General features: G+C 63.4%; 17 protein-coding genes and 1 other RNA gene. 14 read left to right on the forward strand and 4 right to left on the reverse strand.

Annotated elements, in window-relative coordinates:
- The first annotated feature begins 242 nt into the window (after positions 1–242).
- Together ACP7BV_RS23805 and ACP7BV_RS23810 are read left to right on the forward strand one after the other, a co-directional pair.
- The gene (locus tag ACP7BV_RS23805) at positions 243–902 is read left to right on the forward strand and encodes a hypothetical protein (RefSeq protein WP_426107313.1); all 660 of its coding nucleotides are present in this window, start codon (positions 243–245) and stop codon (positions 900–902) included.
- A 1,036-nt stretch (positions 903–1,938) separates the two neighbouring features.
- The gene (locus ACP7BV_RS23810; protein WP_426107314.1) at positions 1,939–2,622 is read left to right on the forward strand and encodes a hypothetical protein; all 684 of its coding nucleotides are present in this window, start codon (positions 1,939–1,941) and stop codon (positions 2,620–2,622) included.
- Positions 2,623–2,678: 56 nt separating this feature from the next.
- Here the strand turns inward: ACP7BV_RS23810 and ACP7BV_RS23815 are convergent, their stop codons facing one another.
- Positions 2,679–5,501, reverse strand: coding sequence for a M16 family metallopeptidase (locus tag ACP7BV_RS23815; protein ID WP_426107315.1), 2,823 nt, complete (start codon positions 5,499–5,501; stop codon positions 2,679–2,681).
- Between the two features lie 50 nt (positions 5,502–5,551).
- Positions 5,552–8,017: a bifunctional diguanylate cyclase/phosphodiesterase gene (locus tag ACP7BV_RS23820; protein ID WP_426107316.1), complete on the reverse strand. Its 2,466-nt coding sequence runs from the start codon at positions 8,015–8,017 to the stop codon at positions 5,552–5,554.
- Positions 8,018–8,366: 349 nt separating this feature from the next.
- On the opposite strand from ACP7BV_RS23820, the gene ribBA reads away from it, so the two are divergent.
- Genes ribBA through nusB form a run of 3 tightly spaced genes read left to right on the forward strand, consistent with a single transcriptional unit; the run spans position 8,367 to position 10,499 of the window.
- The gene (ribBA, locus tag ACP7BV_RS23825) at positions 8,367–9,479 is read left to right on the forward strand and encodes a bifunctional 3,4-dihydroxy-2-butanone-4-phosphate synthase/GTP cyclohydrolase II (protein WP_426107317.1); all 1,113 of its coding nucleotides are present in this window, start codon (positions 8,367–8,369) and stop codon (positions 9,477–9,479) included.
- A gap of 37 nt (positions 9,480–9,516) precedes the next feature.
- Positions 9,517–9,996: a 6,7-dimethyl-8-ribityllumazine synthase gene (ribH, locus tag ACP7BV_RS23830; RefSeq protein ID WP_426107319.1), complete on the forward strand. Its 480-nt coding sequence runs from the start codon at positions 9,517–9,519 to the stop codon at positions 9,994–9,996.
- 32 nt (positions 9,997–10,028) lie between these two features.
- Entirely contained in the window at positions 10,029–10,499 is a 471-nt protein-coding gene (gene nusB / locus ACP7BV_RS23835; protein WP_426107321.1) for a transcription antitermination factor NusB, read from the forward strand.
- 193 nt (positions 10,500–10,692) lie between these two features.
- Here the strand turns inward: nusB and ACP7BV_RS23840 are convergent, their stop codons facing one another.
- On the reverse strand, positions 10,693–11,520 hold the full coding sequence (locus tag ACP7BV_RS23840) for a transglycosylase SLT domain-containing protein (RefSeq protein ID WP_426107323.1): 828 nt from the start codon (positions 11,518–11,520) through the stop codon (positions 10,693–10,695).
- Positions 11,521–12,096: 576 nt separating this feature from the next.
- Between ACP7BV_RS23840 and ubiD the strand changes: the two genes are divergently transcribed.
- The 9 genes from ubiD to ACP7BV_RS23885 all read left to right on the forward strand — a co-directional run bounded on the left by ubiD (position 12,097) and on the right by ACP7BV_RS23885 (position 23,351).
- Positions 12,097–13,581, forward strand: a complete 1,485-nt coding sequence (gene ubiD / locus ACP7BV_RS23845) for a 4-hydroxy-3-polyprenylbenzoate decarboxylase (RefSeq protein WP_426107325.1) — start codon at positions 12,097–12,099, stop codon at positions 13,579–13,581.
- Positions 13,582–13,684: 103 nt separating this feature from the next.
- Positions 13,685–13,783: signal recognition particle sRNA small type (ffs, locus tag ACP7BV_RS23850), an RNA gene on the forward strand.
- Positions 13,784–13,927: 144 nt separating this feature from the next.
- Positions 13,928–16,189, forward strand: a complete 2,262-nt coding sequence (locus tag ACP7BV_RS23855) for a DNA polymerase III subunit gamma/tau (protein ID WP_426107326.1) — start codon at positions 13,928–13,930, stop codon at positions 16,187–16,189.
- Positions 16,190–16,226: 37 nt separating this feature from the next.
- Positions 16,227–16,553 carry a YbaB/EbfC family nucleoid-associated protein gene (locus ACP7BV_RS23860; RefSeq protein WP_426107328.1) on the forward strand — a complete coding sequence of 109 codons (327 nt, stop codon included), beginning with the start codon at positions 16,227–16,229 and terminating at the stop codon, positions 16,551–16,553.
- A 9-nt stretch (positions 16,554–16,562) separates the two neighbouring features.
- Complete coding sequence (gene recR, locus ACP7BV_RS23865) at positions 16,563–17,153, forward strand: recombination mediator RecR (RefSeq protein WP_426107329.1); 591 nt, start codon at positions 16,563–16,565, stop codon at positions 17,151–17,153.
- Positions 17,153–18,370 carry a CaiB/BaiF CoA transferase family protein gene (locus tag ACP7BV_RS23870; protein ID WP_426107330.1) on the forward strand — a complete coding sequence of 406 codons (1,218 nt, stop codon included), beginning with the start codon at positions 17,153–17,155 and terminating at the stop codon, positions 18,368–18,370. Before recR ends, ACP7BV_RS23870 begins: the two co-directional genes overlap by 1 nt.
- Before the next feature lie 114 nt (positions 18,371–18,484).
- Positions 18,485–19,624 carry a glycosyltransferase gene (locus tag ACP7BV_RS23875; RefSeq protein ID WP_426107332.1) on the forward strand — a complete coding sequence of 380 codons (1,140 nt, stop codon included), beginning with the start codon at positions 18,485–18,487 and terminating at the stop codon, positions 19,622–19,624.
- On the forward strand, positions 19,611–20,615 hold the full coding sequence (locus tag ACP7BV_RS23880; protein ID WP_426107334.1) for a DUF2334 domain-containing protein: 1,005 nt from the start codon (positions 19,611–19,613) through the stop codon (positions 20,613–20,615). The genes ACP7BV_RS23875 and ACP7BV_RS23880 overlap by 14 nt, the downstream gene beginning before the upstream one ends.
- A gap of 333 nt (positions 20,616–20,948) precedes the next feature.
- Positions 20,949–23,351, forward strand: coding sequence for a penicillin acylase family protein (locus ACP7BV_RS23885; protein ID WP_426107336.1), 2,403 nt, complete (start codon positions 20,949–20,951; stop codon positions 23,349–23,351).
- A 368-nt stretch (positions 23,352–23,719) separates the two neighbouring features.
- Here ACP7BV_RS23885 and ACP7BV_RS23890 read toward each other — a convergent pair whose 3' ends face one another.
- Positions 23,720–25,828, reverse strand: coding sequence for a putative bifunctional diguanylate cyclase/phosphodiesterase (locus ACP7BV_RS23890; RefSeq protein WP_426107338.1), 2,109 nt, complete (start codon positions 25,826–25,828; stop codon positions 23,720–23,722).
- Position 25,829: the final 1 nt, after the last annotated feature.

A 25,829-nucleotide genomic window follows, 5' to 3' on the forward strand; every position in this document is an offset into this window, starting at 1 on the left:
TGGCATGCCCCATGATGCGTTATCTAAGATTTGTTTACAACAACTTTCTACACTGTGCGCTCAGGCTGAATAGTCACTAAAAATCAAAGAGTAAGAGCAATGATGCTCCAGCGCAGCGCACCCCATTAGTGGTCAGACAGCGCTCTCTTTAACCGGCAAACAATTGCTTGGGAATGTGCGCCGCCTGCCACGCAGCCACAGGCAGGTAGACCATTGCAATCAACTTTTACGGGACTCATAGGATGGAATACGCTGATGCAATACGCGCGGTTTTTACCGCCAAGGACGATCCCGCTATCACCGGCGACCACGTCAAACTGATTCGCGCCTTTCGGGCAACCTGGGTACCAATCGAAAATGGTGGTCCCGGGATCGATTGCGGATTTCCGTTTGGCCAGGACGTCAATGTGATCGAGCGTGCGCTTGAACTCCTCGGTACGACCGACAGATACCTTGCGGCGCAAACCATTGCCGAAGCCGGTCGTATTCTTCCATCCTACATGGAGCTCTGTGCCAAACTTGCGCCTGGAAGCTATCCAGTGCCGAGCGAGATGGCCGAATGGCGCGGTGTTGCAAGCGACGGCAGGTTCACATTGCGTCCCGAACATGTAACCCTGCTAAAAGGCGCGGCCTGGACTGCCGTCGACGCTGACAACATAGATGCTGTGCTAGAGATGGATACAATCTGGCCGATGCCGTACATCGACGGGAAATACCCGTATGGAGGCTGCAGTTACTTTCAAATCGACATGGCAAATCTGCTCGGCGATCCGTACCAAATCGGCCCGGATCAGTATGCGATTGAAGACGACGAAAAGGATGCCCGGCTCGCGCAGCTACACGAGGAAATGCTGCCCGCCTTACAGGTCTACCTGACAAATGCGTCGGCCACGCTGGCGTGAAATGCCGTTCGCTGAGGCATTAAAGTGCCGAATGCCCTGGAAAATCGGCCGAGTAACCGATGAACAGCGGTTTGGCAAATCGCGGGCAAGGCGTGGGTAACCACTTCGGCAAGGTCTGTGATGGCTGGGCGGAAGCGTCGGCGGGTACCCGAAGTTCGGTCAACCTGTGGAAGGCCCTGTCGATCGACGCAAGGAAGAAGACCATCTCGAAGTCACGGTAGCACCGGCAGCGCAGTAAGGACAGTCCGGGGAGCGCCAAGCTGCGCGAGCCAACATGCAAGACGCTGGGGTGCCTCCCTCCGTGGTTAGGCGCATCTGTCCGGTACCCGCGCAAAGACGAAGATGTTGGCCCACCAGAATGACACGGGCCGCCTATGCCAGCCCTACGTTCGCGGCGGCAGGGATGGATTACTTGGTGCGATAGACCCGTTTGAATATTACTCGGTCTGCAAACACCCGGCTGACTCCGTAGCTCCCTGCGATAAACCCTCCCACGCCGACGATCCAGGCAATAAATTCCACACTGTCTGGAAGCCATCTTCCCACTTGATACCCGAGAAATGCGCAAACAACGGCCACGACCAGATAAGCCATTGGCGGTGGCCCATACTCGATTTCTGCGTGGCAGCCTCGGCAAACCGTTGCTCCATGGGGAACGTTCCCACGGCAGTGTGGGCAGATAAGGTCGCTCATGATTTCCTTAAATGATTAGTGTTGACGTGAAGGATCGGTGATTGCCAATCCCTACCTGGGAAAATTAATCATAGTTCAAGCTTGCCTTTAATACAACGTTCCGAGTCAATGTTTTACCGTTTGAATTTGGGCCGTAATTCAAAGTACCGCCAGCGCCTATAAGGGTTGTGATGCGATTCAACATAATCGTGCGCTATGTCGAGCGGGTGCTGTCGCGCACGGGGACGCTGGCGCAGAGGTAGTTGCTTGTGGTGGCGCACTGTGCGCGGCTTTTGATAGAATTGATAGTAAGATAACAATTCAATCGGGTTGCAATTCAGCACGCCCGTTTTTTAGCGACCTCATGAATAAAAATACGATCTGTTTGACCGCCAGTCTGTTGGTGCTGTCCCTGCTGCAAGCTTGTTCCGACAAGACGATCAACGCCTCCGCGCCGGCGGCTGTGCAGGCAGCGGCTGACAAGGCCGCAGCGGCCGGGCCCGCCATCCCAACGGCGGCTGCGGCCGTCGCCATTGCCGAGAAAACCGCGCCGGGCAAGAAGCTCAAGCCGATTCCGAAAGCAGCCACCATGGAATGCGGCGAGCGCAAGGTCGTGCTTGAAGCGAGCTGCCTGGACCTGGCCGGCCCGCAACTGCTCCACTGCACCAAACAAAGCCTGGTCATTTCCGAGACGGTCTCGGGCAAAGTGCTGAGCACGCGCAATTACGCGCCAGTCAAGGGCGACGGCGCCGCGCCCGACATCATCGACGAAAAAGTCGCCGAGATGACCTGCGTAAAGACCAAGAGCGGTGGCCAATATATCGTCACCAATATGTTCAACGGTGGCAATTGCCCCACGTGCGAGTGGAATGAAGTCTACGGCTGGGATGGCGTGTTTATCGGCTCCGACCGCGACAAGCAGAAAAAAGTGCCTGCCGTCGACGACGCCGTGGCAGCCATCACCGAAAAAGACGTGGACCGCGTCACGGGCGTGAACGACATGGCGGGCTACTATTCAGAGCCGGTCGCGAAGGAGGCCACAAAATAAGCACACCGGGCGCCCGAACATGATTCATTCCGGGCGCCATTGCTTTAAAAGCCGTATCACTTCTTTTCAGGGTACTGCACCAGCTGCACGTAGTTCTGCAGATTGAAGTAGCGCCGCGCCGCCTGTTTCAGGTCTTCCGGCGTGAGCGCCTGGACCTGCGCTTCGTAGGCCAGCAGCGTGGCCGGGTCGCTCCCTTGCAGCAGTGACGTTTGCAGCCGTCCCAGCCAGTAGCCGTTTTCGCGCAGCGCCTTGCGGTGATCCTGCAGCCAGCCTTGCTTGACCTTGTTCAAGTCCGAGGTCGACGGTCCCTGGGTTTTCATGCGCTCGATTTCAGCAAACGCGGCAGCGATGACTTTCTCGACCTTGTCCGGCCCCGTGGGCAGGTTGACCGCGATGCGGTAGTGCGGCTTGGGCACCTTGCCGATCGCGCCGCTCATGCCGCCACCATAAATGAGTGCCATTTTCTCGCGCAGCACTTCGATGATCCGGATGTTCATCACTTCGAGCAGGGCCGACAGGCGCATCTGCTCTTCTTCCGAATACTGTGCCGCTCCGGTGAAATTGATCGACACCGTGCTTTTCGCTTCGCTGCCGACCCGCACTTCCTTTTTGAGCACGCCGCGCACCGGTTCAATCCCCATGTCGCGATAGAGCGCGACAATCGGGCTCGTTGGCAGGCTGGCGAGGTAGGTTGCGATCAAGGGGCGCAGTTGGGCGATGTCGACACTGCCGACGATCACGAACGTCATGTCGCGCGCGCTGGCAAAGCGCTGCTGGTAAATGGCCAGCGCGCGGTCAAGGTCGATCCTGGCGAAGTCCTCGGGGCGCGGCACGCGCGGCACGCGGGGGTGGTTGTTGTAGAGCGTGGCGGCCAGCGTGTCTTCGAACACTGCCTCGGGCTGGGCCATGGCGTTGCGCGCCGACTCGAGCTGCTTGCCCATCAGCGAGGCAAACAGCGCCGGGTCGCGCCGCACCGGGCCAAATTTCAGGTACACCAGCTGCAGCATGGTCTCGACATCGTTGCCGCCGCTCGCGCCGCGCACACTGTCGGTGTAGCTGCCAAGCGAGGCGCTCGCGTTTGCGCTCTTGCCGGCCAGGATATTGGACAGCTCCAGCGGCGTATGAGCGCCCGCGCCCATGCTCGCGGCGATCGTGCTCGCATAGCGCGCGTTGAGCACATCGGGTTCGCCAAATAGCGATTCGCCGCCAAACCGGGTGGCCGACAGTACCACCTGGTCGTTGCGAAAATCGGTAGGCTTCACAATGACTTTGACGCCGTTCGACAGCGTGAGCGTGGTCAGGCCAAGCCGCTTGTCCTGCGTTTCACTGACGATGCTGCCCGGCGCCGGCTTGGCCGCCATCAGGCTGGTGGCGTAGGCCCGCTCGTCGCGCGGCTTGAGCGCGACCTGTTCGGCGGCGCTGAAGGAGGCCAGCAGCTGTTCGCTGGTGGGCGTGGCAAGGCTGCCGCTGCCGGCCGCACCCATGTACACCACCAGCTTGGGCGCATCCAGGGGAACCGCCTCGCGCGCATAGCGGTTGATCTCGTCAAGCGAAATGCCGGGGATCAGTTCGCGCGCGTACTTCACTTCGTTATCCAGCCCCGGGATGCTTTCCTGGTTCAGGAAATTGCGGATGTATTCACCCACCAGGGCGGCCGAGTCGGTCTTCTCGCGCTCGTTGTAGGCGCGCTCGTAGCTGCGCAAGATGTTCTTTTTTGCGCGCTCCAGTTCCGCGGCGCTGAAACCGAATTTGCAGGCGCGCGCATTTTCCTGCACCAGCGCGCCGATGGCCGGCGCGGCGCCGCCCGCGCCCAGCGTGGCCGAGGCACTGTAGGCTTCGTAGCGCGCCGTCAGGCGACTGACGGCGCTGCCGGCGCTCATGAAAGGGGCGTCGGCCAGTTGCGTCAGTTCGCCCAGCCGCTCATTGAGCATGGTGGTAAACAGCGACTGCACCAGGTCGTCGCGGTAGCCGCCGATGGTGGCGCTCTCCTTGGCGGGGCGCACCGGGTAGCGCACCAGCAGCGAGTTGCCGCTCGCTTCCTTGTCGGTGATGACGACCGCTTCGGTCGCGCCGCGCGGCGAAATTTCCGCTTCAAGTCGCGCGCGCTCGGGTACGGGATTTTTCAAGCTCCCGAAATGCAGCTTGACGAGCCGTTCCGCTTCGCGCGTATCGAGGTCGCCCACCACCACCACGGCCATCAGGTCCGGCCGGTACCAATCCTTGTAGAAGCGCCGCAGCGCCTCGTGCGAGCCTTTGGTGATGATCGCTTCCTGACCGATCGGCAGGCGCTGCGCATAGCGCGAGCCATTGAAAATCTTGGGCATCAAAACTTTGTCCATGCGGTCGCGCGCGCCTTTCCCAAGGCGCAGTTCTTCCAGCACCACCGAACGCTCCTGGTCAATGTCGCTGCCGTTCATCGTCACGCCTTGCGCCCAGTCGCGCAGCACGCGAAAGCCCTGGTTGACGTTGCCCGGCTTGGCGGTCGGTATCGGCAGGATGTAGACCGTTTCGTCGAAGCTGGTGTAGGCATTCAGGTCGGCGCCAAAGCGCACCCCGATCGATTCGAGGTAGGACACCAGCTCGTGCTTTTTGAAGTTGGCGGTGCCGTTAAATGCCATGTGCTCGACCATGTGGGCCATGCCTTGCTGGTCGTCGTCTTCCAGGATCGAACCGGCCTTGACGACCAGGCGCAGTTCGAGCTTGTTTTGCGGCTTGCCGTTCTTGCGCAGGTAGTAGGTCAGGCCGTTGGGGAGCTTGCCGACCACCACCTGCGTCGACACCGGCAACGCCTCGCCCAGGTTGACCGCGGCCTGTACGCCCAAGACGCAGCTAAACAGCAAAATGGCGGAGACTGCGGAGCGGGCAAAGTGCTTGGACATCGGCGTGGTCTGGTCAAAAGAGGAGAGCCGAATTCTACTCCTGTCTTGCTTTATGCTGCGGGAAGGCGCAACAGCGGCGTTGCGCCGCTCATCAGGCGCCCCATTTCGTCGGCCGGGACCGGGCGGCTGAACAGGTAGCCTTGCACTTCGTCGCAGCCGATCGCCTTCAGGAAGGCAAGCTGGCCTTCGGTCTCGACGCCTTCGGCAATCACCACCAGCGACAGGCCGTGCGCCAGCGCGATGGTGGCCTGGGCGATGGCCGCGCTGCGCGGTTCGGTCGTGATGTTGCGGACAAAAGTCTGGTCGATCTTGAGCTTGTCGAGCATGAAGCGCGACAGGTAGCCGAGCGAGGAATAGCCGGTGCCGAAGTCGTCCAGCGAAATCGACACGCCCATCTCGGTCAGCTCGGTGAGCTGCGCGGCGGTCGCTTCGGTGTCGTGCATCATCACGCTTTCGGTCAGCTCCACTTCCAGGTAGCGCGCTTCCAGGCCGCTTTCGCGCAGCGCTTCGCGCACCACCTGCGGCACCGTGCCAACCATGAACTGGTGGGCCGAGACATTGACCGCCACGCGCAGGCGCGTCAAGCCTGCGTCTTGCCAGGCCTTGTTCTGGATGCAGGCCTGGCGGATCACCCAGTTCCCGATCGGCAGGATCATGCCGGTGTCTTCGGCCAGCGCGATAAAGTCGTTCGGGGCGACCTGGCCCAGCTCGGGACTGCGCCAGCGCAGCAGCGCTTCCATGCTGCAGATCTTGCCATCGGCCATAGAGACCTGCGGCTGGTAGTTGAGCGACAGTTCGCCGCGCTCGATGGCGCGCCGCAAATGCGTCTCGAGCGACATCCAGCGCAGCGCCTGCGCGTTCATTTCGCCCTTGAAGAAGCGAAAGCCGTTGCGGCCCGTGTCCTTCATGTGCGACAGCGCCACGTCGGCCGCTTTCAACAGTTCGCTCGGGTTGGCGCCGTCGCGTGGATAGATGCTGATGCCTACGCTGGTGGTGACGATCAGGTCGTGCCCGCCCACGTCGAAAGGCCGGGCCACCGCTTCGATCAGGGCGCCGGCGTGTTCGACGATGTCGTCCGAATCGAGGCACTGGGTCAGCAGCAGCACGAATTCGTCGCCGCCCAAGTGGGCCAGCACGTCGTGCGGGCCGGCCAGGACGCCGGCGCGGCGCGCCACTTCGCGCAGCATGGAGTCGCCCGTTTCGTGGCCCAGGCTGTCGTTGATGCGCTGCAGGCGGTCCAGGTTAAACAGCAGCAGCGCGATCTGACGTTCGCCGTCGCGCGCGGCGGCAATCGAGGTGCGCAGGCGCTCGATGAGCACCGCACGGTTGGGCAGCAGCGTGAGTGGATTATGGTTCGACAAGAAGTCGACCTGGTGGTGCGCTTCCTTGAGCGCGCTGACGTCGCTCGAGACCGAGACGTAGGCGCTGATCTGGCCATCGTCGCCGCGCACGGTGTCGATGGCGATCCGCACGGGGTAGATTTCGCCGTTCTTGCGCTTGTTCCAGATCTCGCCGCGCCATTGGCCGTGGTTTTGCAGCGCGCTCCAGATGGCGCGGTAAAAGGCGCTGTCGTGGCGGCCCGACATCAACAGGCGCGGATTGCGTCCCTTGACTTCCTGTTCCGTGTAGCCGGTACTCAGTTCAAAAGCGGCGTTGACGGCGATGATGTCGGCGTTCGCGTCCGTCATCATGATGCTTTCCTGGGTACTTTCGAAAATCCGCGCGGCCAGGCGCAGCCGCTGTTCGCTTTCGCGCAGCGCCAGGTCGGACTGTTGGCGCGCGGCCGCTTCGAGCTGCAGTTGCGCCGCGTGGCGCTGCACCGACTGGTACAGCGTCAGGTTTTCGTAGGCGACGGCGAGCTGCGCGGCCAGCGTTGCGGCGAAGCGCTCGTCCTCGCTGTCGAACGGGGCGGCGAGCGGCGCGCGCGTAAAGTAGAGCCAGCCGTGCAGGCGGTTGTGTTCGAGCACCGGCAGGCCGAGGAAGGTGCCGGCCGGCGGGTGCTTGTCGGGCAAGCCCTTGATGCCGGTCGCATCCAGGCTGTGCATGAGCACGGCGTTGGCCGCGTTCAGGAGCGAGCCGGGCAAGCGCTCGCGGGTGTTCGCGTGCGGGGCCAGGATTTCCGGGTCGAAGCCGTGCGCGCTCAAGTGGCACGTCTGGTGCGACTTGGCGTCGAGCAGGCAGACGGCCAGGTGGTCGGCTTTCATGATGCGGGTGGCCGATTCCAGGAACCGGGCGATCATTTGCTCGGAATCGCGCTCGCCGATCAAACGCAGGCCCAGGTCTTCCACCGTGGCCAGGCGCGCGGCAATGTCGCGCAGGCCGGCCATGCGCTCGGCCACCAGGGCGCGGATGGCGCCGGCCAGCGCCGGTGCCACCGTCTGGGCCACCAGCAGCGCGCCGATGTCGTGCTCGGCCGCGCCCAGCGCATAGCTGATGGGGCTGTGCGCGGCCGCCTCCAGCCCGAGCGGGGTCAGCCCGCACAGGATGGTCTGGAAGCCGGACAGGTCGTCGGACATCAGGCGTGCTCCGCGCGTGCGGGACAGGGATTCGCGGGGCGGGGACGGCGGGTCAGGGCGGGCAAGGCAACAAGCATTAGGCACTCCAGGAAGCGCGCACGGCGGATACCGCGGCGACGTCGTCACCCGATCATAAAGCAGGCAATCACTATGTTGCATTGGAATTCGAAAAAGTTCACAATTTTCCTACTGTATGACAATATCGTTGTCCTGATGCAACGAATTTTTCATTCAGGCAGTTGCTGAAGCGGCGTCGCGGCATCCTCTGTATCTTAGCTCAGTTGAACTCTGGTAAATCCTTTAAAATAGCGGATTGCGCAAATGCAGCCCGTACCGAAGGAAATACCGCATGTCTATCTCTAGCACCCAAGAAATTGTTGCCGAACTGCGCGCCGGGCGCATGGTCATCCTTGTTGACGAGGAAGACCGCGAAAACGAAGGCGACCTGGTGCTGGCGGCCGATTTCGTCACGCCCGAAGCGATCAATTTCATGGTGAAATTCGCGCGCGGCCTGGTGTGCCTGACGCTGACCGAAGAGCGCTGCAAGCTGCTCAAGCTGCCGATGATGACGACCAGCAATGGCACCTCGTTCGGCACCAATTTTACTGTCTCGATCGAAGCGGCCGAAGGCGTGACCACCGGCATTTCGGCGGCCGACCGGGCCAAGACCATCCAGGTAGCGGTGGCCAAGAACGCCACGGCCAGCGACATCGTCCAGCCTGGCCATATATTCCCGCTCAAGGCCCAGCGCGGTGGCGTGCTGATGCGTGCCGGGCACACCGAAGCCGGTTGCGACCTGACCGAGATGGCCGGTTTGACGCCGGCCTCGGTCATTTGCGAGATCATGAAGGATGACGGCAGCATGGCGCGCCTGCCGGACTTGCTCGAATTTGCGGCCGAACATAAATTGAAGATCGGTACTATTGCCGACCTGATCCACTACCGCAGCGAGCACGAGTGCCTGGTGGAACGCGTGGCCGAGCGTCCGATGAGTACCGTGTTCGGCGAATTTCGCCTGATTGCCTTCCGCGACAAGCCGAGCGGCTCGGCCCACCTTGCCATGGTGCATGGCGAACTCGCGCCCAACCTGGAGTCGCTGGTGCGCGTGCACCAGCCGGTGTCGATCCTGGACCTGCTGGAAAACAAGGCCACCACCCATTCGTGGACCATGGCGTCGGCGATGCAGGCGATCAAGGAGTCCGAGCGCGGCGTGTTGGTGCTGCTCAATTGCGGCGAATCGGCCGACCAGATGTTTGCCCAGTTTTCAGCGCTCGACGCGCCGGAAACCCGGCCCCAGGCGCGCGCGGCCAGCATGGACCTGCGCACCTACGGCATTGGCGCGCAAATCCTGAAGGACCTGGGCGTTGGCAAGATGCAATTGCTGGCCAGCCCGCGCAAGATGCCATCGATGACCGGTTTCGACCTCGAGGTCACCGGATACCTGGCCAAGCCGGCCGCCTGAAGTACACTACCCGTAACCCATACAAAAGAGAGACGCCATGACCGTTGGAACCTATGAAAGCAACCTGACAGGCGCCGGCCTGCGCATTGGCATCGTGCAGGCGCGCTTTAACGCCGACGTCGGGCACGGCCTGCTGTCGTCGTGCCTGGCCGAGCTCAAGCACCTTGGCGTGTCGGACGAAGACGTGTTGCACGTGACCGTGCCGGGCGCGCTGGAAATTCCGCTGGCGCTGCAAAAAATGTGCGAGACCGAGCAGTTTGACGCCTTGATTGCGCTCGGCGCGGTGATTCGCGGCGAGACCTACCATTTTGAGCTGGTCTCGAACGAGTCGGGCGCCGGCATCACGCGCGTGGGCCTGGACTACGGCATGGCGATCGCCAACGCAGTCTTGACCACCGAGAACGACGAGCAGGCTGAAGTGCGCATGGCAGAGAAGGGCGCCGACGCAGCGCGTGTGGCTGTGGAAATGGCCAACCTGCTGATCGCGCTCGAAGAACTGCAAGCTGAAGAAGACTAAGTCCCCGTATTACAGAAGAACAGGCACGTACCATGACAGATAAAAGTTTGCACGCCAACCCGAGCAAGAACCGCACGCCGCGCCACCGCGCGCGCGAGTTTGCCTTGCAGGGCTTGTACCAATGGCTGCTCAACAACGAAGACGCGACCACGGTCGTCAACAATATTCGCGCCGCGCACGGGTTTGAAAAAGCCGACGCCGACCATTTTGCGGTGCTGCTGTACGGCGCGATCAAAAGTTCGGTGGCGCTGCGCGAAGCGTTTGCGCCACTGATCGACCGCACCGTGGCCGAGCTCTCGCCAATCGAGCACGCGGTGCTGCTGATTGGCGCCTACGAGTTGAAGAACAACCTCGATATTCCCTACCGGGTGGTGATCAACGAAGCGGTCGAGCTGACCAAATCGTTCGGCGGCATTGACGGGCACAAGTATGTGAACGGCGTGCTCGACAAGCTCGCGCCGATCCTGCGCGCTGATGAAGTGGCGGGCGACACGCGTCGTTGACCGATTCGCCAGCTAACTATAAAGGAGCCGCCCGCCCCAAGCCGCGCGGCTTTTTTTTGCCCTTCGCCACCACAACACGCCCGCCAAGCACAATCTCCCCCGGGGGAGGTGGCGGAAATAGTTGAGCAAATAAAAAGGCCGGTTTGCACGATGCGTGCAAAACGGCCTTGATGCTTTTGCGACTGGGTTTTGCTTACTGCAGTACCGCGAGCTGTTCGCCTTCGATGACGGCAGGGGCGTTTTCCGCTTTTGGCGTTACTGCGGGGGCTGCCTTGTCGGCCACGACCGCTGCAGGGGCAGCAATCGAAGGCGCGGTGAAGGTCGGTACTTGCTTGCCGCCGGCAACCAGCTTCAGGCGCTTGTATTCGGCCAGCACCTTGGAGCCGTAGCCCTGGTCGGTGTCGAACGCTGCGGCGCCGACGTAAGTCTTGAGGCCGGCTTCAACGGAACCACCGCGGCTGACATATTCCTTCAGGATCTGGGCGCCAACACGGATATTGGCAACCGGATTGAGGGCAGTCTGGATGCCGCCCATCTTCTGGAACCGGGCGTGGTGGATCTTGGACATGACTTGCATTAAGCCTTGCGCGCCGACCGGGCTTTCCGCAAAGGGATTCAGACCAGACTCGATGGCCATCACCGCAAGGATCAGCAGTGGGTCGATTTTCACTTCGTTAGCGGTCGTGTAAGCCGTCGATACCAGCATGTTGGTGGCGTCGCCGGCAACCCGATAGCGCTTCGACAGCCAGCTGGTGACCATTTTCTGCTGCTTGCTGTTGGCCGGTGCAGCCTGCACGCCGGCCTCTGCCCGTGCGCCGGCTGTTGCTTCGGCGGGTACGGTGGTTTCGGCTTGCATGATGCCGGACGCTGCTTCTGGTGCGTCTGGTGCGTCTGCTTGGGCAATCAGCACTTGCGCAGGCGCCAGGAACTGCGACATCTGGTGCGCCATATCGGGGCGGGCATACAGGACGCCAACCACCGCCAGGGCGGAAAGACCAACGACGGTCAAGGTGTGTTGCATGGTGGTCGCAAAACCACGTGCCGTTTTGGCGACGGAAGTCCACGTCACTGGCCGGGCGGCCATTGTCTGGGCAAACTTAGCTGTCGCCCCGTTGAAACGATGTATCATCGAATTCCCCTTTGTCGCGACAAAAGTTGTCCCATTACCGCGGGTAAGCGCAGCGGGCTTTCTATTGCCGTGCATCAGAAATATCGTTTGTCGCCGCTGCTGCGGTCAACGAAACGCCGTCATTGCTTGCTACAGCTGGTCGTTCCCTGTGGTATTGGACCAGTGGCAAAACAACTGTTTTCGGGGACTAGGCTGACGCCTATTGAAAACACTCCATTAAATGTCGTTGGGGCCCCGACCCCGTGAAAGGTTGAGAACAGCTAAAATCAAGTCCTTGGACCGCGCTGTCTCATCAACTAGGGCGAATTGTAGGAGGTCGCATATATCAAGTCAATACTAACACGATTGATCTTTATTACTTTTAGATCTGACTTATTTTGGTGCAACGCAGCAAAGCCCTGTTAAATCAATCACTTGGCATGGCTATTTCAACAACCATGTGTCCCAGAAAAAAACATAAATAAACCGATGAAATATTCAGATTTGCGAGATTTTGTTACTCAGCTGCAAGAAATGGGCGAGTTGAAGCGGATTTCCTTGCCAGTTTCACCCTATTTGGAGATGACGGAGGTCTGCGACCGCACTTTGCGCGCCGGCGGGCCGGCTATTCTGTTCGAAAAACCGACCGGACACACGATCCCGGTGCTGGGAAACCTGTTCGGAACACCACGCCGCGTGGCGCTGGGGATGGGGGCGGACGATGTGGGTGAACTGCGCAAGATCGGGCACGTACTGGCGCGCTTGAAGGAGCCGGAGCCGCCCAAAGGGTTCAAGGATTTGATGGGACTCGGTTCGCTGGTCAAGGCGGTGTGGGACATGTCGCCCAAGGAAACGCGTGGCGCGCCCTGCCAGGAAATCGTGTGGGAAGGCAATGACGTCGATTTGTCGCGCCTGCCGATCCAGCATTGCTGGCCGGGCGACGTGGCGCCCCTGATTACCTGGGGGCTGGTGATTACCAAGGGTCCCCACAAAAAGCGCCAGAATCTGGGCATTTACCGCCAGCAGGTACTGGGGCCAAACAAGGTCATCATGCGCTGGCTGGCGCACCGCGGCGGTGCGCTCGACTTCAGGGAGCATGGGATTGCGACCAAGGGGCAGCCGTATCCCGTGTGCGTGGCGCTGGGCGCCGATCCGGCCACCATTTTGGGCGCGGTGACGCCGGTGCCGGACAGCTTGTCGGAATACCAGTTCGCCGGTTTGCTGCGCGGCAGCCGCACGGTGCTGACCAAAGCCATCGGCAGCGAACTGCGGGTGCCGGCATCGGCCGAGATCGTGCTGGAAGGGCACATCTATGCCGATCCAAATCATCCGACCGGCTATGAGCACGCGCTGGAAGGCCCGTTTGGCGACCATACGGGTTATTACAATGAGCAGGACAGTTTTCCGGTGTTCACGATCGACCGCATCACCATGCGGCGCGATCCGATTTATCACTCTACTTATACAGGCAAGCCGCCGGACGAGCCGGCGGTGCTTGGAGTGGCGCTGAACGAGGTTTTCATTCCACTGCTGCAAAAGCAGTTCAGCGAGATCACGGATTTTTATTTGCCGCCGGAAGGGTGCAGTTACCGGATGGCCGTGGTGCAGATGAAAAAACAGTACGCCGGCCATGCCAAGCGGGTGATGTTCGGCGTGTGGAGTTTCTTGCGGCAGTTTATGTACACGAAGTTTATTGTCGTGGTCGACGAAGACGTTAATATCCGCGACTGGAAAGAGGTGATCTGGGCGATCACCACCAGGGTCGATCCGATGCGCGATACGCTGCTGGTCGATAACACGCCGATCGATTACCTCGATTTTGCGTCGCCGGTCAGCGGCCTGGGGAGCAAGATGGGGATTGATGCGACTAACAAGTGGCCGGGGGAGACGACGAGGGAGTGGGGGACGACCATTGCGATGACGCCTGAGGTGAAAAGCAAGGTCGATCAGATCTGGCAGGAGTTGGGGCTTTAAAACATATGCGGGCTCACTGCTCAGGTTAACGTAGCGTCGAGCCCATCGACACCCGCTGCGCAGTGTTCCCCACAAACCGCCACGGTCGGTTATAATCACGGCTGGCGGGCCCCTGCGCATTGTGGCATGGCTAACCTGGTCAGGTCGGGAACGAAGCAGCCACGGCCGTTAACCATAAGTGCCGCAGATCAGGCTCGCCTCTTTCGATCTATCAGTCCTTGTCATTCCCGCGTCGCTTCCGGCGGCCGCATCCGCATTACCCCAACCCGTTTCCCCGCTTCGGCATAGCTTGTTACAATGGCTCTTTTCGCCCCGTCCGGTGCGTCACATACGGTAAAATCCACGCATGTCCTATCAAGTCCTCGCCCGCAAATACCGTCCCAAGAATTTCGACACGCTCGTCGGCCAGGAACACGTCGTGCGCGCGCTCACGCACGCCTTGCAAACGGGTCGCCTGCACCACGCCTACCTGTTTACGGGCACGCGCGGCGTGGGCAAGACGACGCTCTCGCGCATTTTGGCCAAGTCGCTCAACTGCATCGGCCCGGACGGCAGCGGCGGCATCACCGCCAACCCGTGCGGCGTGTGCGAAGCGTGCACCGCGATCGACGCCGGCCGCTTTGTCGACTATATAGAGATGGACGCGGCATCGAACCGCGGCGTCGATGAAATGGCCCAGCTGCTCGAACAGGCCGTGTACGCGCCGTCGAACGCGCGCTTCAAGGTCTACATGATCGACGAAGTGCACATGCTGACCAACCACGCCTTCAACTCGATGCTCAAGACGCTCGAAGAGCCGCCCGAGCACGTCAAGTTCATCCTGGCCACGACCGACCCGCAAAAAATTCCCGTGACCGTGCTCTCGCGCTGCCTCCAGTTCAACCTGAAGCAGATGCCGCCCGGGCACATCATCAGCCACCTCGACAACATCCTCGGCCAGGAAGGCATCAGCTTCGAGCAGCCGGCGCTGCGGCTGCTGGCGCAAGGCGCGCATGGGTCGATGCGCGACGCGCTGTCGCTGACCGACCAGGCCATCGCCTACGCCGCCGGGCAAGTCACGCTCGACGCGGTGCAGGGCATGCTCGGCGCGCTCGACCAGTCCTACCTGATCCGCCTGCTCGACGCGCTGGTCAACCAGGACGGCGCCGACCTGATGGCGGTGGCCGACGAAATGGCCAGCCGCAGCCTGTCGTACAACGGCGCGCTGCAAGACCTGGGCACGCTGCTGCACCGGATCGCGCTCGCGCAAAGCGTGCCGACGGCGGTTCCGCAAGACTTGCCCGAGCTGGCCGACATCCATCGCCTGGCCGCCGCGTTCGATGCGCAAGAAGTGCAGCTGTATTACCAGATCGTCGTTCATGGCCGTAACGAGATTGGCCTGGCGCCCGACGAATACGCGGGCTTTACAATGACGCTGCTGCGCATGCTCGCTTTCCGCCCGGGTAATGGGGGCGCCGAAGGCGTGGCCTCCGGTCCGGCAGCGGCGCGCCCCGTTGCGCCGGCGCGTCCTGCCGCGCCACCGCCGGCACGCGCCGCCGCTGCGGCTGTCGCCAGCCATGCGGCCGTCTTGCCGTCGCCGTCGCCGCCACCACCGCGTCCGGCGCCACCGCCGCCTGCGCCTGTGCATCAGGCGGCGAGCGTACATCAGGCGGCGAGCGTGCATCAGGCGGCGAGCGTACATCAGGCGGCGAGCGTACATCAGGCGGCGAGCGTACATCAGGCGGCGAGCGTGCAGCAAGCTGCGCCGGCGGCGCCCGGCGCCCCCGCGTCCAGCCCGGCGCGCGCCGCCATCAACGCCGCGCTCGAAGCTGCGCGCGCGGCCAGCGGCGGTCGGCATGCCGCGCCGCGCCGTTCCACCGCACAGACCAACCAGGCCGATGCCGCCGCGGCATTGACCGCGCCGCCGGTGCCGGTGCCGGAAACTCCCTCTGCGCCGGCTGCAAAAGCCCCGCCGCCGTGGGAGGCGGCCGCGCCCGTGCAGAGCGCACCGGAACAACGTTCGCCTGTACAATTCCAGGATGACGGGCCGAACGATGCCCAAAACGACGACGCCCAAAACGAGCCGCCATCATGGGCAACCGATTTTTCCGATGACAGCGCCGTGGCGCAGGACATGCCGCCCGCAGCGCCGGCGGCGCCAGCCGCGCCACGCGCAGCGGCCCGCGCGCGGCCCCCATACGTGATCACGCCGGTCCCCGAGCTTGCGTGGGACGGCAACTGGCCGGCACTGGCCGCACTGCTGCCGCTGCGCGGCGTGTCGCAGCAGCTGGCGTTCCAGACCGAGCTGGCGTCGTGCACGGTGGACGATCTGGTGACCACGTTCCGCTTGCGCGTGCCGATCGATACGCTGCGCGCCAGCGGCAACACCGAAAAACTGCAGGCCGCATTGCAGGACCATTTTGCCGGCACCAAGGTGCAGGTCGAAATCGACATCGGGCCGGTCTGGTACACCGCCAGCGCCGAAGCGATTTCGCTGCGCGCCGAGTGCCAGCGCGTGGCCGAAGAGACGGTCATGAACGATGACTTCGTCAAGGATGTGATGCGCGACCTTGGCGCGTTCATCGTGCCCGGCTCGGTGCGTCCCGCGCCCGGCGCTCCCGCACCCTGACTATTTATTCCCTTATTAACCATCCCGGAGAACTATCATGATGAAGAACCAGCTCGCAGGCTTGATGAAACAAGCGCAATCCATGCAGGACAACATGAAGAAGGCCCAGGAAGCGCTGGCGCTGGTTGAAGTCGAAGGCCAGTCCGGCGCCGGCATGGTCAAGGTGGTCATGACGTGCAAGAACGACGTCAAGCGCGTGACGATCGATCCGTCGCTGCTGGCCGACGACAAGGACATGCTCGAAGACCTGGTGGCCGCCGCCTTCAACGACGCGGTGCGCAAGGCCGAAGCGGTATCGGCTGAAAAAATGGGTGGTCTGTCGGCCGGCATGCAGCTGCCGCCTGGCTTCAAGATGCCTTTTTAAAGACGATCGATGTCCAAGTCGCTCGACTTCCTGACCGAAGCGTTGCGCCGGCTTCCGGGCGTGGGCCCCAAGTCGGCGCAGCGCATGGCGTTTCATTTGCTGCAGCACGACCGCGAGGGTGCAGCCATGCTCTCGCGCGCGCTGTACCAGGCGGTCGACTCGGTGCACCACTGCGCCTTGTGCAATACGTTTGCTGAAACCGACATCTGCGACATGTGCAGCGACGACGCGCGCGACACGGCCTTGCTGTGCGTCGTCGAAACGCCGGCCGACCAGCTGATGATCGAGCAGACCCTGACCTACAAGGGCCGCTACTTTGTGCTGATGGGGCGCTTGTCGCCGCTGGACGGCATCGGCCCGAAGGATATCCATCTCGACAAGCTGATCGAGCGCGCCGCCGACGGCGTGGTAAGCGAGGTGGTGTTGGCCACCAACTTCACCAACGAAGGCGAAGCAACGGCGCACTACATCAGCGAAATGCTCAAGGCGCGCGGACTGAAAGTGAGCCGCCTGGCGCGCGGGGTGCCGGTGGGCGGCGAACTTGAATACGTGGACGCGGGCACCATCGCGCGCGCCATGCTCGACCGGCGCGCCACCTGATGACGTCCACGCTGCGCCCGGGCGCGCTGGCGGGCATCAAGGTGCTGGAACTGGGCACGCTGATCGCCGGCCCGTTTTGCGCGCGCATGCTGGGCGAATTTGGCGCCGACGTGATCAAGGTCGAAGCGCCCGATGGGGGCGACCCGATCCGCCAGTGGCGCATCCTGAAGGATGGCACGTCGCTGTGGTGGTCGGTCCAGTCGCGCAACAAGAAGAGCATCACGCTCAACCTCAAGGATGAACGCGGCCGCGCGATCGCCAGGCAGCTGGCGCTTGAGGCGGACATCATCGTTGAAAATTACCGTCCCGGCGTGCTCGAAAAATGGGGCATCGGCTACGAGCAGCTCAAACGCGAGAACCCCGCAGTCATCATGGTGCGCCTGTCCGGCTTTGGCCAGACCGGACCGATGAAAGACCAGCCGGGCTTTGGCGCGATCGGCGAATCGATGGGTGGTCTGCGCTACGTGTCGGGCCATCCGGACCGTCCGCCGGTGCGGGTGGGCGTGTCGATCGGCGACTCGGTGGCGGCGCTGCACGGCGTGATCGGCGCGCTGGTTGCGCTGCGCCACCGCGACGCGACCGGCGGGCGCGCGGCAGGCGAAGGCCAGATGGTGGACGTGGCCTTGTACGAATCGGTGTTCAACCTGATGGAGTCGCTGGTGCCCGAGTTCGACGTGGCCGGCGTGGTGCGCGAACGCACCGGCGGCGCGCTGCCGGGCATCGTGCCATCGAATACCTACACCACGGGCGACGGTGAAAACATCGTCATCGCCGGCAATGGCGACGCCATCTTCAAGCGCCTGATGCTGGCGATGGGCCGCATCGACCTGGCGGGCGACCCCCAGCTGGCGCGCAACGATGGCCGGGTGCCGCGCAGCGCCGAGATCGATGCAGCCATCGGGCAATGGTGCGCCACGCACACCATCGATAGTGCTCTGGCCACCCTGCAGGCGGCCGATGTACCGGCAGGCAAAATCTATTCAGTACGCGACATGATGAGCGACCCGCAATACCTGGCGCGCGGCATGTTCGAGCAGCACCAGTTTGCCGACGGCACGCCGGTCAAGATGCCGGCGGTGTCGCCCAAGCTGTCGGCCACGCCGGGCGGTACGCGTTGGCTGGGCCCGGCGCTGGGCGAGCATACCGATGGCGTGCTGCGCGAGCTCGGTTATTCCAATGCCGATATTGCGGCCATGCGCAAGGACGGCGTGCTGTAAGTGGCCCCGCGCCGTTTGCGTGTGCGCAAACGCGGCCAGGACTCGGCTGGTATCGTTGGCTCACTTATCGGCGCCACGGCGCCACGGCGCCACGCGGGCGCGGGAGCCATACGGATGCACCTGGTCGACATCACCATGTTCTATGCCGCCGAAGGGGGCGGCGTGAGCACCTACCTGAACGCTAAAGGACGCTGGCTGGCGCAGCGCGACCGCGTGCGGCACAGCATTCTCAGCCCCAACGTTGCCAGCGTCGGACAAGCGCCGGCGCTAGTGGGTGTGCCGGGCCTGCGCCTGCCGGGCATGCACGGCTACCGCTGGCCGCTGTCGGTGGGCGGCACGGCGCGCATCATCGCGCGCCTGCAGCCGGACCTGATCGAGGCGGGCGACGCCGGGCCGGGCGCCTGGGCGGCGCTGCGCGCCAAGCGCCGGCTCGGGGTGCCCGCCGTCGCGTATTACCATTCCGACCTGCACCAACTGATGTACCGCCGCTTCGGGCGGGCCGGCATGGGTGTGGCGCGGCGCTATCTCATTGAACTCTACAGCCAGTTCGACATGGTGCTCGCGCCCAGCCGGCTGATGGTGCAGCAGCTCGGCAGCATGGGCGTGGCGGGCGCCATTCACCAGCCGCTGGGCATTGACGTGGGCACGTTTTCGCCGCGCCGGCGCGTGGGCACACTGCGCCAGCACTTGCGCCTGGCGCCCGACGCCCGCCTGCTGGTCTACGCGGGCCGCTTCACGCACGAGAAAAAACTCGGCCTGTTGATCGATGCGGTGCGCAAACTGGGACGGCCGTATCACCTGCTGCTGGTGGGCGGCGGCTGCATTACCTTGCCGCACTATCCGCAAACGAGCTTCATTCCGTTCAAGCGCGACCAGCGCTCGCTGGCGCGCCTGCTGGCAAGCTGCGATGTCATGGTGCATCCGGGCGACTGCGAAACGTTCGGCCTGATCGTCCTTGAGGCCATGGCCTGCGGTTTGCCGGTGGTCGCCACCACCAGTGGCGGCATTGCCGAGCTGGTCGACGAGCACACCGGCATCCTGGTGCCGCCCAACAGCGTGGCGGGGCTGTGCGCGGGCATCGAGGCGATTTATCAGTGCGACCTGGAACAATTGTCGCTCGCGGCCGCCGCCAGGGCGCATGACCATTACGACTGGAATGCCATCATGCCGCAGCTTATGAGCCGCTACGCCGGCTTGCTGGCCTCGCGCGAGCGGGCTGATCTTCAAACGGAGGGGTTCTGTGTTCCTGAATGACAGTGAAAACGGCGCGCTGTGCGTGTCGATCCACGACGTAGCGCCATCCACCTGGGCCGAATGCCTGCACTTGCTGCGCGCGGTGCGCGAGGTGGCCGACATTCCCCTGACATGGCTGGTGGTGCCCAATTATCACGCCAGCGCGCTGCGCTCGCGCTCGTATGAGCTGATGCTTGAAGCATTGCTGGCGCAGGGGCATGAGCTGGCGCTGCATGGCTATACGCATCGCGACGACGCGCCGCTGAGCGGGCGCTTGCCGCGGCGCCTGTTGCGCACCGTGTATACGGAGCGCGAGGGAGAGTTCGCCGACATCGACAGCGCCGACGCGCGCCGCCGCATCGAGCTGGGGCTGGCGTGGTTCGCGCAGCGCGGCTGGCCGGTGGACGGGTTCGTGGCGCCGGCCTGGCTGCTGGGCGAGCAGGCGTGGGCGGCAGTGGCCGAGTACCGGTTCACTTACACCACCACCTACACGCATTTCCATGTGCTGCACCCCGCGCGCAAGCTGCTCGCCCCGGCGCTGGTGTATGCCGCACGCAATCGCGCGGGAAGGGCGCTGTCGCCCCCGCTCGTCAGCCTGGCCGAACGCACCCAGCGCAAGGCGCCGCTGGTGCGGCTGGCGCTGCACCCGCGCGACGCGTATCACCCGGCGCTGGTGGCGCACGCCCAGCGCCTGATCGAGCGCTTGCTGGTGTCGCGCCAAGCCGTGACCAAGGGCGCTTTTGCACGCGCCTGGGCCGGCTTGCCTGACCTTAACACCAATAGTACGACTGCCAGTACGACTGCCAGTACGACTACCAGTGCGACTGCAAGCACGACTGCAAGCACGACTGCCGGCACGACTACCGGTACGACTACCAGTACGAACCCCAGCGCCCGCTCAGGCCCCAGTGGCCCCGGCCGTAAGCAGCCGAGTAGCTGGGATAGCCAGTGCGCTCAATTTCCTCTTTTGTACTCAGCTGCAAAACGCAATTGCGCCATTGGTCCGAGTTAGCGGGGTAGCCCAGCTGCGCGCAGGCAGGCCCATACACCACCATCATCTCGTTCATTTCGGCCTGCATGTTGGCCGCCCTTTGCTGCGGCGTGGTGCACCCGGCCAGCAACAGGGCGCCCAGGCCCGCCATGATGAGTTTTCGCATTGCAATCTCCTTGTTCCGTAGTCAAGCGCCAGCAAGGGGCCAGCCATGGTCTAGCTTAGAAGCTGGGTGATGTTCATTTCTGATCTGGCTCAATCTGGTTCGGCGAACTTTTTGCGGGGGCGTTTTTGATATTTTCGTGGCAAGATGCAGGCTCGTTCAATTGCAGGATATGTGATGCATAAGCGAGGATGCACATGCGTTCGATGATGCGCCGGCCCCTGCGCATCGCCGGCATGCTGGCCGTGCTGTTGGCCGTGGCGCTGATCGCGGCCTGGCTGTATCTGCGCGCCAGCCTGCCGTTGCTCGACGGCGCCGTGCACGCGAGCGGCCTCGCCGCGCCCGTCAGCGTGGCGCGCGACGACTATGGCGTGCCGCTTATCAGCGGCGCCGACCGCATTGACGTTGCCTACGCCACCGGTTTCGTGCATGCGCAGGAGCGCTACTTCCAGATGGATTTGCTGCGGCGCGTAGGCGCCGGTGAGCTGGCCGAGCTGTTCGGCGCCAGGGCCATCAAGGTTGACCGGGCACACCGGCTGCATCGCTTTCGCGCCCGTGCCGAGCTGGCGCTGGCGGCCATGAGCGCTGACGACCGGCGCTTCCTGGACCGCTATGTGGCCGGCGTGAATGACGGCCTGGCCAGGCTGGCCGCCCATCCTTTCGAGTACCGGCTCATTGGCGTTCAGCCGCGCGCGTGGCAGGCGGCCGACTCGCTGCTGGTGGTATGTGCCATGTATTTTGACTTGCAAGGCAACCTGGAGCCGCGCGAACTGGCGCGCGGCTGGGTGGCGCAGCACAGCAGCGCCGCGCAGCGCGCGTTCCTGCTGCCGGAATCGAGCGCCTGGGACGCGCTGCTCGATGGCGACGGCAGTGCCGCCCCCACCGTGCCCATTCCTCCCACTGCGCCCGCGTGGTGGGGCAAACCGAAGCAGCCCGGCGTGGCGACCATCGCGGCAGCCGAGGCAATCGACGCGGTCGGCAGCAATAACTGGGCGATCGCCGGCGCGCGCAGCAAAGATGGCGCGGCCATCGTTGCCGACGACATGCACCTTGGCCTGCAGCTGCCCAACATCTGGTACCGGCTCGCCTTGCGGTTCCCGGATGCGCAGGGCAAGGCGCGGCGCGTGGTGGGCGTGACGCAGCCCGGTGCGCCGCCGGTCGTGGTGGTAGGCAGCAATGGGCGCGTGGCGTGGGGCTTTTCGAACAGTTATGGCGACTACCTCGACCTGGTCGAACTGGGCGTCGATGGCACCCGGCCGGGTCAGGTGCGAACGCCAGGCGGATGGGAAACGCCGGCCGTGCATGCCGAGACCATCCTCGTCAAGGGCGCGGCAAGCGAGAAGATGGCCGTGCGCGACAGCTCCCTGGGACCGATTCGCGTGGTGGGCGACAAGACGTATGCGGTGCACTGGATGGCCCATGGCGCCGGTGCACTGAACCTCAAGCCCCGGCAACTGGAGACGGTCGATACCGTGGACGACGCGCTGGCGATTGCCAACACGCTGGGCATCCCGGCGCAAAATTTTATCGCCGGGGACGACCGCGGCAATATCGGCTGGACCATCGCCGGCGTGCTGGCGCGCCGCGCACAACCTGGCGTGGCGGCCACATTTCCGCTTGCGCAAGGTGGTGCGCAGGCGTCGTTTGACGGCGCGCTGGCGCCGCACGCCTATCCGCGCCTGGTCAACCCGGCGGCGGGCCAACTGTCAAGCGCGAACAGCCGCCAGCTGCAGGGCGACGGTGCACGGCTGATCGGCGACGGCGGCTTCGACCTCGGCGCGCGGCATCGGCAAGTGCGCGAGGGCTTGCTGGCGCTGGGTGCGCAGGTCGACGTGGCCGCGGCATATGGCGTGGCGCTCGACGACCGCGCGCTGTTCATCGCGCAGTGGCGGGAGCGCGCGCTCGGGGTGCTCGATGCGCCCGCCATTAAAGGCAAGCCGCAGCGCGCGCAATTTTTGGCGCTGCTGCAGCGCGGCTGGACGGGGCACGCGAGCGCCGATTCGGCCGGATACCTGCTGGCGCGCCAGTTCATGTTCTCGCTCCATGACCTGCTGTATGGGCGCGCCGACAGTGAGGTGGCCAGGCTCGACGACAAGGCGACGATGGCGCTGGCCAGTTCGCGCTGGCCGGTGGTGGTGGCGCGCCTGCTCGACGAGCAGCCCGCAGCCTGGCTGCCGCCCGGGTATGCGAACTGGCGCGCGTTGCAGCTGGCGGCGGTGGACAGGGCAATCGAGGAGGTGACGCGCGACGGGACGGCGCTGGCCGACGCCACCTGGGGCAGGCGCAACAAGGCCGCGATCGCGCATCCGATCAGCGCTGCGGCGCCCTGGTTGAGATTTTGGCTGGCCGCGCCGCAGGACCGGCTGCCGGGCGACGCCAACATGCCGCGCGTGGCGGGGAACAGGCTGGGGCAGTCCGAGCGAATGACGGTCACGCCGGGGAAGGAAGAGCAGGGGGTGTTCAACATGCCGGGAGGGCAGAGCGGGCATCCGCTGTCGCCGTATTTTCTGGCGGGGCACCAGGCTTGGGTGCAGGGGAAGATGTTGCCGCTGTTGCCGGGGGCGGCGCAGCATACGCTGCTGTTTTCGCGGTAGGTCGGCGACGGTGCCTTCGCGAAAATTTTTTGAAAGTTGCTATCGTCTTCTTGCCGAGGTGCCACTCGGTGGGAACTTTTAGCCCCGATGGCGCTCCTCCAAGGTGCCGCGCTGTTTATTGACCAGTATCTGAATCAACATCGTCCTCGCGTACGCGGGGACCGATAGAACGGTTCAACTGAGCAATTGTTCCATGGGTCCCCGCGTGCGCGAGGACGATGTAACTCTGTTGCACCGTTGCCTCTTTTGCGACAGCCATATGCCCGAGGACCACGGGGTGGAAGGGCGCTGTCCGCAGCTGGAAACCGTTACGATCATGAAAATTCGCAAGGACGATGCCGGATTGATTGTCGGCTCGGCTGCAGCGCTCACTTGCAGTTCGCCAGCGCTTGCGCGCACGCTTTTTGCAGCATCAGCGTGATCGATTCTTGGGGCGATGGATGCCCCAGGTAGAAGCCCTGCACCATGTCGCAGCCGTATTCTTCGAGCAGCACCAGCTGTTCATCGGTCTCCACGCCTTCGGCCACGACCACCATCTTCAAGCCGTGCGCCATGGCGATGATGGCGCGCGTGATGGCGGCGTTTTCGGTGTCCTGGGGCAGGCCGCAAATAAAGCTCTTGTCGATCTTCAGCGCGCGCACATCGAAGCGCTTGAGGTAGTTCATCGACGAGTAGCCGGTGCCGAAATCGTCGATCGACAGGTACACGCCGATCGCGCGCAACTGCTCCAGGGTCGACATGGTGGCGCGCGCGTCGTCCATCAGCGTGCCTTCGGTCAGTTCCAGTTCCAGGTAGCGCGGGTCGAGCCCGGTGTCGTGCAGCGCCGAGAGCACGATCTGGGTCAGGTTCTCGTCCTTGAACTGCTTGGCCGACAAATTGACTGCCATGCGCAGCGAGCGCTGGGTCGCTTTTTGCCACTGGCGCGCCTGGATGCAGGCGGTGCGCAGCACCCATTCGCCAATCGGCACGATCAGCCCCGTCTCTTCGGCCAGCGGAATGAATTCGGTGGGCGAGATGATGCCGCGTTCCGGATGGCGCCAGCGCACCAGCGCTTCAACGCCGACGATCTCGGAGGTGCGCACGTCGATCTGCGGCTGGTACAGCAGGTACAGTTCGTCGTTCTTGAGCGCCTTGCGCAGGCCCACTTCAAGTTTGACGTGGCTCATGATCTGCATCGTCAGCGATGAGCTGTACAGCTTGGCGTTGTTTTTGCCGCAGTTTTTGGCGTGGTACATGGCGGTGTCGGCGTACTTGAGCAGCGAGTCGCAGTCGTCGCCGTCTTCCGGGAACAGCGAAATGCCGATGCTGGCCGTGACGAAAATCTCGTGGCCGTCGATCAGGAACGGCCGGCGCATCGCATCTTTTACCCGGTGGGCGACATTGAGCGCATTTTCCACCCGCTCCAAATCCGGGATCAGGATCGTGAACTCGTCGCCGCCCAGGCGCGCCAGGTTGTGCGACTGGTCGCCGCGCGAGACCAGGTCGCTCGGGCGGATCGTTTCGCGCAGGCGCTCCGAGACGATCTTGAGCAGATGGTCGCCCACGTTGTGGCCAAGCGTGTCGTTGATGCGCTTGAAGGCGTCCAGGTCCATGAACAGCACCGCAAACTTCTTGCTGCCCACTTTCGAACGGTGCAGTTCGCGCTCCAGCGTTTCCAGAAATGCCTGGCGGTTGGGAATGCCGGTCAGGCTGTCGCAGTAGGCCAGGCGGCGGATCTGGTCTTCGGTGCGTTTGCGCTCGCTAATGTCGCGCACCAGGCCGAGCACTTCGTCGGGACCCGTGGCCACCAGGCGCGCTTCGTAATGCTCGATGGCGCCAAAGCGAATCAGTTCGTAGTCCACCGAGCGAATCTGCTGCGTTTCAAGCACCACGTGCATTTGTTCGAGCAGGCGGTCGGCGATTTCCTGGGGCAGCACTTCGGCGATGTGCTTGCCGACGCATTTGTCGACCGGCAGCGCGGCCGTGGCGTCGTGGCCTTGCTCGTAGTCGAGGTAGTAGCCTTCCTTGCTGAGCCTGAAAAAGGTGTCGGGGATGGCGGCCAGCACGGCGCGGTTGTGGGCGTCGGCGATGCGCAGGCGGACAATGGCGTCGCTGGCGCGCAGCACGTACAGCACGCGGTGGCCCAGGATCGGCCAGTTGATCGGCTTGGAGACAAAGTCGGTCGCGCCCACTTCGTAGGCGTTGGTGACGGCCTCGATGTCGTCGCCGCCGGTGACCATGATGATCGGCACCGCGGCGCCGGTTTCGAGGCGCCGGATTTCGCGGCAGGCCGAAAAACCGTCCATGTTGGGCATGTCCACGTCCATCAGGATCAGGTCCGGCGCCATGCTCTGAAAGCAGGCCAGCGCCTGGCGCCCGTCTTCGGCCTCGATGCCGTCCAGGCCCACCTGGCCGAGCATTTCGATCATCAAGAGGCGCATCACAGGATCGTCGTCGGCCACCAGGACGGTACCGCGTTTGTTGGTCAGTGCTGGCATG

It is taken from the genome of Massilia sp. TSP1-1-2 (genome assembly GCF_049896185.1).
GTDB lineage: Bacteria > Pseudomonadota > Gammaproteobacteria > Burkholderiales > Burkholderiaceae_D > Telluria_A.